The organism is Azospirillum sp. UFLA03-27 (genome assembly GCF_059803775.1).
Map to the genome: position 1 here is coordinate 1 of NZ_JAUQTX010000290.1, position 7,587 is coordinate 7,587.

General features: G+C 68.1%; 10 protein-coding genes and 1 pseudogene. All 11 read left to right on the top strand.

Annotated features, from left to right (window positions below; all coding sequences use genetic code 11):
• The first annotated feature begins 200 nt into the window (after window positions 1-200).
• Window positions 201-1,301: a major capsid family protein gene (locus Q4I23_RS28270; RefSeq protein WP_498528410.1), complete on the top strand. Its 1,101-nt coding sequence runs from the start codon at window positions 201-203 to the stop codon at window positions 1,299-1,301.
• A 152-nt stretch (window positions 1,302-1,453) separates the two neighbouring features.
• Entirely contained in the window at window positions 1,454-1,918 is a 465-nt protein-coding gene (locus tag Q4I23_RS28275; protein WP_498528411.1) for a hypothetical protein, read from the top strand.
• 24 nt (window positions 1,919-1,942) lie between these two features.
• Complete coding sequence (locus Q4I23_RS28280) at window positions 1,943-2,371, top strand: DUF4054 domain-containing protein (RefSeq protein WP_498528412.1); 429 nt, start codon at window positions 1,943-1,945, stop codon at window positions 2,369-2,371.
• An 8-nt stretch (window positions 2,372-2,379) separates the two neighbouring features.
• Window positions 2,380-2,889 (top strand): hypothetical protein, encoded by a 510-nt coding sequence (locus Q4I23_RS28285; protein WP_498528413.1) that lies wholly within the window; start codon window positions 2,380-2,382, stop codon window positions 2,887-2,889.
• The gene (locus Q4I23_RS28290) at window positions 2,889-3,299 is read left to right on the top strand and encodes a phage head-tail adapter protein (RefSeq protein WP_498528414.1); all 411 of its coding nucleotides are present in this window, start codon (window positions 2,889-2,891) and stop codon (window positions 3,297-3,299) included. Before Q4I23_RS28285 ends, Q4I23_RS28290 begins: the two co-directional genes overlap by 1 nt.
• On the top strand, window positions 3,296-3,910 hold the full coding sequence (locus Q4I23_RS28295; protein WP_498528415.1) for a phage neck terminator protein: 615 nt from the start codon (window positions 3,296-3,298) through the stop codon (window positions 3,908-3,910). The genes Q4I23_RS28290 and Q4I23_RS28295 overlap by 4 nt, the downstream gene beginning before the upstream one ends.
• A gap of 12 nt (window positions 3,911-3,922) precedes the next feature.
• The gene (locus tag Q4I23_RS28300; RefSeq protein ID WP_498528416.1) at window positions 3,923-5,752 is read left to right on the top strand and encodes a DUF3383 domain-containing protein; all 1,830 of its coding nucleotides are present in this window, start codon (window positions 3,923-3,925) and stop codon (window positions 5,750-5,752) included.
• 20 nt (window positions 5,753-5,772) lie between these two features.
• Window positions 5,773-6,249 carry a tail tube family protein gene (locus Q4I23_RS28305; RefSeq protein ID WP_498528417.1) on the top strand — a complete coding sequence of 159 codons (477 nt, stop codon included), beginning with the start codon at window positions 5,773-5,775 and terminating at the stop codon, window positions 6,247-6,249.
• Between the two features lie 3 nt (window positions 6,250-6,252).
• Complete coding sequence (locus tag Q4I23_RS28310) at window positions 6,253-6,693, top strand: phage tail assembly chaperone (RefSeq protein WP_498528418.1); 441 nt, start codon at window positions 6,253-6,255, stop codon at window positions 6,691-6,693.
• Window positions 6,694-6,719: 26 nt separating this feature from the next.
• Complete coding sequence (locus Q4I23_RS28315) at window positions 6,720-6,908, top strand: DUF6889 family protein (RefSeq protein ID WP_498528419.1); 189 nt, start codon at window positions 6,720-6,722, stop codon at window positions 6,906-6,908.
• A pseudogene (locus Q4I23_RS28320) lies at window positions 6,901-7,587 on the top strand (phage tail tip lysozyme); the annotation flags it as partial. The gene Q4I23_RS28315 and the pseudogene Q4I23_RS28320, both read left to right, overlap by 8 nt.

Consider the following 7,587-nt stretch of genomic DNA (forward strand, 5'->3'; position numbering starts at 1 on the left):
GTTATAGTCTCGTGGGCTCGGAGATGTGTATAAGAGACAGGAACATCGAGACCCGCTGGGAGGCCCGCACCACGGGGCTGGCCGGCGAGATGGTCAAGATCACCTCCACCCCGATCGGCTGACCGGGCGCCGTCACGGCCCTTCGGCAAGGCCACCCCCTACGCGCCGCGAGCCGGCGCCCATTTCACGGGAGCTTCCCAATGCCCATTCGTTTCCAGACCCAGGAGGAAGCCCGTTCCGCGTGGGCTTCGGACCGCGAGCGCGCCGAGCGGCTGGGGGTCTATTCCCTCGCCACCGGGTTTCTCTACGACGGCGCCCGCTACGACTACACCATCGCGATGGACGCGCAGCCGGGCCTGAGCACCGACCCGAACAGCGCCGTCCCGGCGATGCTGACCACGCTCATCGACCCGGATGTGTTCGAGATCCTGTTCAGCCCGACCAAGGCCGCGGAGATCCTGGGCGAAAACCGCAAGGGGACCTGGACGGACGATACCGCCATGTTCCCGGTGGTCGAGCACACCGGCGAGGCCTCCAGCTATGGCGACTTCGCCGAGAACGGCCGGGCCGGCGCCAACACCAATTGGCCGCAGCGTCAGTCCTACCTGTTCCAGGTGATGAAGGAATACGGCGAGCGCGAGCTGGAGCGCGCCGGTCTGGCCCGCATCAACTGGGTGTCGGAGATCGACCGCGCCGCGGCCACGACCCTCAACCGATTCACGAACCTGACCTACTTCTACGGCGTCAAGGGCCTGCAGAACTACGGCCTCCTGAACGACCCGAACCTCTCGGCGGCGCTCACCCCGGCGACCAAGGCCGCTGGTGGTGTGGCGTGGATCGCCGCCGGTGTCATCAAGGCGACCGCCAACGAGGTTTATGCGGACATTCAGGCGCTGTTCTGGAAGCTGGTCGCGCAGTCCGGCGGCCTGATCACGCAGGAATCCAAGCTGACACTGGCCCTGGACCCCGGCAGCGCCGTGGCCCTGACGGCGACGAACACCTACAACGTGAACGTCACCGATCTTCTGCGGAAGAACTTCCCGAACCTGCGCGTCGTCACGGCGGTGCAGTACGGCATCCAGTCGGCCAGCAACCCGCAGGGCGTCGTCGGCGGTAACCTTGTCCAGCTCATCGCCGACGAGGTGGAGGGGCAGGACACGGGATACTGCGCCTACAACGAGAAGATGCGGGCGCACAAGATCATCCCCTACGCCTCGTCCTACAAGCAGAAGGTCACGGGCGGCACGTGGGGTGCGATCATTCGCATGCCCATCGCTATCGCCCAGATGCTCGGCGTCTGATCGACCCGTCCCCGGTCGGCGCTGACCGGGCGCCCGGCACCTCCTCCCGCCGGGCGCCTGCCTGAGCATCGACGCAGCCTTTCCCAACCCATGAGGACCACATGCCGCCCCGCGAGCATTCCCCCAGCACGTCCCGCGCCCCCGAAGACGTCTTGACCGCCTCCGCGGCCAGCGACGCCACGCCGCCGGCCACCGCGGGCGAGACCGTTACCGTCGCGTGCAAGCTGCCGCACGGGCTGGAGCTTCGCACCTTCACCATGGAGGAGGTGTCCGAGCCCGTCATGGGCGGCGGCTTCCGTGCCGCCATGATGGCCCGCCAGGACGAGATGACCGTCGTCGTCAAGGGCAACGCCGTTCCGCAGAACATGGCCGCGGAGCATTCCATCATTGGCGGCTTCGGCCTGACGCCCGGCGTCCCCAAGGACTTCTGGGATAAGTGGCTGGAGCAGAACACCTCGTCCGCCCTGGTCCGGTCCGGTCTGATCTTCGCCCACGCCAAGCCCGGCCATGCCGAGGGTGAGGCGCGCGACCGCAAGGAAATCCGCTCCGGCCTGGAGCGCATCGATCCGGCCAATCCGCCGCGCGTCGGGATGCAGGTCACCCAGGCCGACGTCTGATCTGCATGACCATAGGAGGGCCGTATGGCTGTCACCTACCAGACCTTCATCACGGCCTTCCCCGAGTTCGCCAATAGCACGACGTTCCCGGAGGGCCAGTTCGATTTCTGGTCTGCCCAGGCCTATGCCCAGCTCAACGCGAAGCGCCTGGGCAACCAGCTTGATCTGGCCGTCATGCTGTTCACCGCGCACAACCTCGCGCTGAGCGCTCCGAATGTCGCCGCGGCGATGGCTGGAGGGGCGCCCGGCACGGTCACCGGCCCGCTGACGAGCAAGGCGGTCGGCCCGGCGTCCGCCAGTTTCGACGCCGGCAAGGTGGCGGACGAGCGCGCGGGCGGATGGAACCTGACGCAGTACGGCGTCCGGCTGTGGCAGCTGCTCAAGGCCAAGAGCCTGGGGCCGGTCTACGCGGCCGGTCCGCGCGGACCCTATACCGGGCCGAGGTACGGATGAGGTCCGGCTTGCGTGTCACGCGGGACACCGTCGGTAAGGTGACGGAGGGCATCCGCCAGCTTGCCCGGCGCCAAGCCCTGGTCGGTGTCCCGGCCGGAAATGCCGAGCGGCAGGCCGGGGAACCGATCACCAACGCGGAAATCGCCTACATCCACACCTTCGGCGCGCCCGAGGTGAACATCCCGGCCAGGCCATTTCTCCAGCCGGGGATCGCCAAGGAGAAGCCGCAGATCGTCGCCGAACTTCGCACCGCCGCAGACGCGGCCCTGGACGGCGACGCGGCGGGGGTGGAGCGCGGTCTGGCGCGAGCCGGGCAGCGTGGGGCGACCGCGGCACAGACGGAGATCCGCAATGGCCTCCAGCCGCCGCTGTCCCCAGTCACCATCGCCAACCGGGCGCAGCGAAGCGCGGGCAGCGGCTACCGGCGCAAGGCCACCGAGGCAGACGCCAAGCCGCTGTGGGACACGGGGCAACTGCTCCGGTCCATCACCTACGTGATCCGAGGAAAGGGCCGCTGATGGCTACCATCGACATGAGCGGCCTCATGCTCGACCCGCTCCTCGCCGCCACGCCGTTCACGGTGATCCGGCGAGCCGAAACGGTGAACGAGTTCGGCGAGTCGACCGTGACGACGGAAACCATCGGCCCCGTCTACGGCTCCATCTCGCCCACCGGCGACAACTCGCTGGTGCGCCAGGAGGCGTTCCAGACCGGCGCCAAGACCATCAAGGTCATCACGGCCTTCCGGCTGCGCGGCGCCAGCAAGGACGGGGCCGGCAGCTATCAGCCGGACCTGATCCTGTGGGCCGGCACCCATTACATCGTCCGCGACCTCAAGGACTGGACGGCGTTCGGCGGCGGCTTCGTGGAGGCCGACTGCTCCAGCATCGATTTCGTCGACAGCCCGCCCCAGGAGGCCCCGGCATGAGCAACACATCCGCGACCGGCGGCCCGATCCTGCCGACCGGCGGCGTCGTGCCGCTCGAAGGGCAGGCGTTGAGCCGCTTCCTGCAACAGTGGATTGCTCCGCTGCTCGGGCTCGAAGGCCCGATGGTGCGTCCCCGCTGGCAGGCTGAACCGCCCAATATCCCCGATGCGGGCGAGGCGTGGGCCAGCATCGGAATCACTGACCGCCCGGCGGACGCCTTTGCCTCTGTGACCCACGATCCCAGCGGTGACGGCCAAGACATCGCGACCCGGCACGAGCGGCTGGAGTTGCTGGTCAGCGTCTACGATCTGGGCGTCAACGGGCAGGCGGATGCCCATGCGGCCCTCCTGCGCGACAACCTGCTGATCCCGCAGAACAGCGAGCCCTTGCAGTTGGCCGGCTTTGCGCTGGTCCAGACGGGCACGCTCAAGACCGTGCCGTCGCTGCTCAAGGCGCGGTGGCTCTACCGGGTCGACCTGCCAGTCACCATTGGCCGCGCCGTCCAGCGCAGCTACCCGGTCCTGAACCTGCTGTCCGGCCAAGCGACCATCGTGTCGGGCGACCCCGCCGGCCGGACGCTGACCGTCCCTGTGACCATCACCAATTCGTAGGAGCCGCCCGCCATGGCGAACACCCTCCCCGTGTCCAAGCTGATTTCGGTGGGCGTGCAGATCACGCCGACCGCGGCGCAGGGGCCGGATCTGAACAGCCTCCTGATCGTCGGCGACACGCCCGGCGTGATCGACGCCCGCGAGCGCTACCGGCTGTACTCCAGCCTGAACGGCGTGGCCGGCGACTTCGGCACCTCGGCGCCCGAATACGAGGCCGCGGCAATCTTCTTCGCCGCCCAGCCCCAGCCGACGCGCCTGTACATCGGCTATTGGGTGCGCGAGGACGCCCCGGCGCTGCTGGTCGGCGCGACGCTGCCGGCGGTCCAACAGGTCATGAGCAACTGGACGGCAATCACGTCCGGCGCCTTCCTGACCTACATTGATGGCGTGCCGTGCAACATCAGCGGCCTGAACTTTTCGGCCGCCACGAACCTGAACGGCGTGGCGTCGTCCATCGCGACCGCGCTGAACAGCGCCTCGACCGGCTCGACGGCGACCTGGGATTCCGTCTATGGCCGCTTCAGCTTCGCCAGCGGCACGAGCGGCGCGGACTCGTCCTTCGGTTTCCTGCAGGCGCCGGCCGCCATCGGCAGCGCGGCGTTCTCGGGCCAGCCCAGCTCCAACGACACGTTGACGATCAAGGGCACCGCCGTCACCTTCGTCTCGGGCGCGCCGAGCGCCGGTCAGGTCCAGATCGGGGCGACCCTGGCCGCGACGCTGGCGAACCTGCTGACGGCCCTGTCGTCGAGCGCGGACGCCAACCTCTCGGCGATGACCTACAGCGTCGTCGGGACCACGCTCTACATCGTCGCAAAGGCCACAGGCACCGCGGGCGCCTCCTACACGCTGGCGAAGTCGTCCTCCGCCATCACCGTCTCCGGCTCCACTCTGTCGGGCGGCAGCGGCACCGACATCAGCGCCACGCTGGGCGGCCGCACCACCACGTCCGGCTCCTACGCCGCGCCGGGCGCGGACGCCGAATCCCCGCTCGCCGCGGTCCAGGCCATCGAGAGCGTCTTCGCGGACTGGTACGGCCTGACCTTCGGCAGCTCCGACGGCAACGCCAACCTGACGCAGGCGGATCACCTTGCGGTCGCCGCCTACATCGAGGGCAATGGCAACCGGCACCTCTACGGCGTCGTGACCAGCGAGGCGGCGGCGCTTCTGCCGGGCGACACGACCAGCCTGGGCGCGCTGCTGGCGGCTCTGGAGTACAACCGGTCCTTCGCGCAGTGGTCGAGCACCACGCCGTTCGCCGCCTGCGGCATCTTCGGCAAGGGCTGCACCGTCAACTACAACGGCGCCTCCACCACGATCACGTTCATGTGGAAGCAGCAGCCGGGCGTCGTGGCGGAAAGCCTCAACAGCACGCAGGCCGCCGCCCTCGACGCGAACAACTACAACTATTACGCCAACTTCAACAACAACACGGCCATCACCGTTAATGGGAAGCTGGCGAGCGGGCATTTCATCGATGAAATCTGGAACGCCGACTGGTTCGGTTCGTCCATCCAGACGGCGGTGTTCAACCTGCTTTTCACCACGCCTACCAAGGTCCCGCAGACCGACGCCGGCATGCACCTGATCGGCACGACCATCGAGGCCGTGTGCGCGCAGGCGGTGAACAACGGCTTCCTGGCGCCGGGCGTCTGGAACTCGGCTGGCTTCGGTCAGTACCAGCAGGGCGACTGGCTGCCCAAGGGCTACTACGTCTACGTGCCGCCCATCGCTTCGCAGTCGCAGGCCGACCGCGCCGCGCGCAAGTCCGTGCCCATCCAGGTCATGGCGAAGGAAGCCGGCGCGGTGCACGACGTGGCGATTTCCGTCACGGTCAACCAGTAACTCGCAGGAGGCTCTAAGAAATGGCCGCACAGAACACTTATAGCTTCCTGTCGATCCAGGGCACCATCGTCGGCCCCGGCGGCGCGATCAACATCGGCAACTCGGCGGGCGTGGCCCCGGAGGGAATCACCGTCGAGCCGAGCGAGGACAAGAACACGATGGTGATGGGCGCGGACGGCACCCCGATGCACAGCTTGCGCGCGGGGAACCCCGGCCGGGCCGTGGTCCGGCTGCTCAAGACCAGCCCCGTCAACGCCATGCTGTCGCTGATGTACAACTTCCAGAAGGCCAGCCCGGCCAACTGGGGCGGCAACACCATCGCCTTCAGCGACACGAACCGGGGCGACGTGGTGACGCTGACCAGCGCGGCGTTCCGCAAGGCGCCGACCGTCGTCTACAACATTGAAGGCCAGATGAATGAATGGGAATTCGATGGCGTCCTGACGGTCCAGCTCGGCGGCGGCACGCCCAACCTCTCCAGCATGACGGGGTTCTAAGCCATGGAATTCCAGATCGGCGACACGGCGTTTCAGGCCGGCAAGTTGAACGCCTTCGAGCAACTGGAAGTTGCCGTGGCCCTGGCCCCGGTCCTCTCGGGTGCGGCGGACGCCATCGCCCGCGTCTTCCGAGGCGGCGGGGGCCTGGAGGGCGGTGTGAAAGCGCTGCTCGACAGCGAGCCGTCCGCCGTGCTGGCGCCGCTCGCGAAGGCCCTGGCCGCCATGCCGCGCGAGGACCGGCGCATGGTCGTCGTCACGGCGCTGTCCAAGGTGAAGTGGGCGCGGCAGGGGCAGGTCGGGTGGGCGAACCTGTGCACCCCCGAGGGGCACATCATGCTCCCCGAAGTGGCGGAATCTCTGCCGCTCATGGCGCAGATCGTGTGGCGCGTGCTCGAACAGAGCCTCGCGTCTTTTTCCGTCGCCCCGCCCGCGGCTGGGAAATAACGGTCCCGGAGACGGCGGCGACTCTCGTGTCGCTGCCGGGCCGGCGGGGCTGGCTGCTGCGGCCGGCGGGCGAGGGCATGTGCCGGTACGAGTCCCTCAAGGACGGCACGCTCGACCTCGCCGACATCGCCGAAATGAACGACTTCCTCGACATGCGCGCCGAGAACGACTGGCGCGTGCACGAAGCCACCAAACGGGAGCGCGGGAATGGCTGAGACGATCCGCGAATTCCTGGTCGGGCTCGGCTTCGACGTTGACGAACGCGGCCTCAAGAAGTTCGAGCAGGGCGTCGACAAGGTGACGGTGCCCGTGATCGGGCTGGCGAAAGCCGCCGTCGCCGCGACCACTGCCGTCGGCGTCATGGTCACGACCGTCGCGCGCCAGATGGAGGACCTGTACTACGCCTCGCAGCGGACCCACGCGACGGCGGAGTCCCTTCAGGCGGTGGGCTATGCCGCGCAGCAGGTCGGGCTGCAGGCCGGACAGGGCAAGGACATGCTGGAGGGGCTGGCCCGCGCCATGCGGACCAACCCCGGCACGGAAGGCCTGCTCAACGCCTACGGGGTCCAGACCCGGAACGCCAACGGGCAGTTGCGCGACCTGTCCGCGACGGTGAACGACCTCCTGCCGGTGCTGGCGAAGATGCCGCGGTATCAGGCCCTCGCCCTGGCGCCGCGGTTTGGGATGGACCCGGAGGCGTTGAACCGGGTGCTGGACAACCTACCGGCTTACCTTGCCGCGCAAGAGGAAAGCCGGCGCATCCTGGGCGAGTTTGGCGTGGACAGCCAGAAACTTGCCGAGCAGAGCAAGGACTTCGACAACGCGCTGGGTGGCCTGACGGCCCGCTTCTCGGCCTGTCTCTTATACACATCTCCGAGCCCACGAGACTATAAC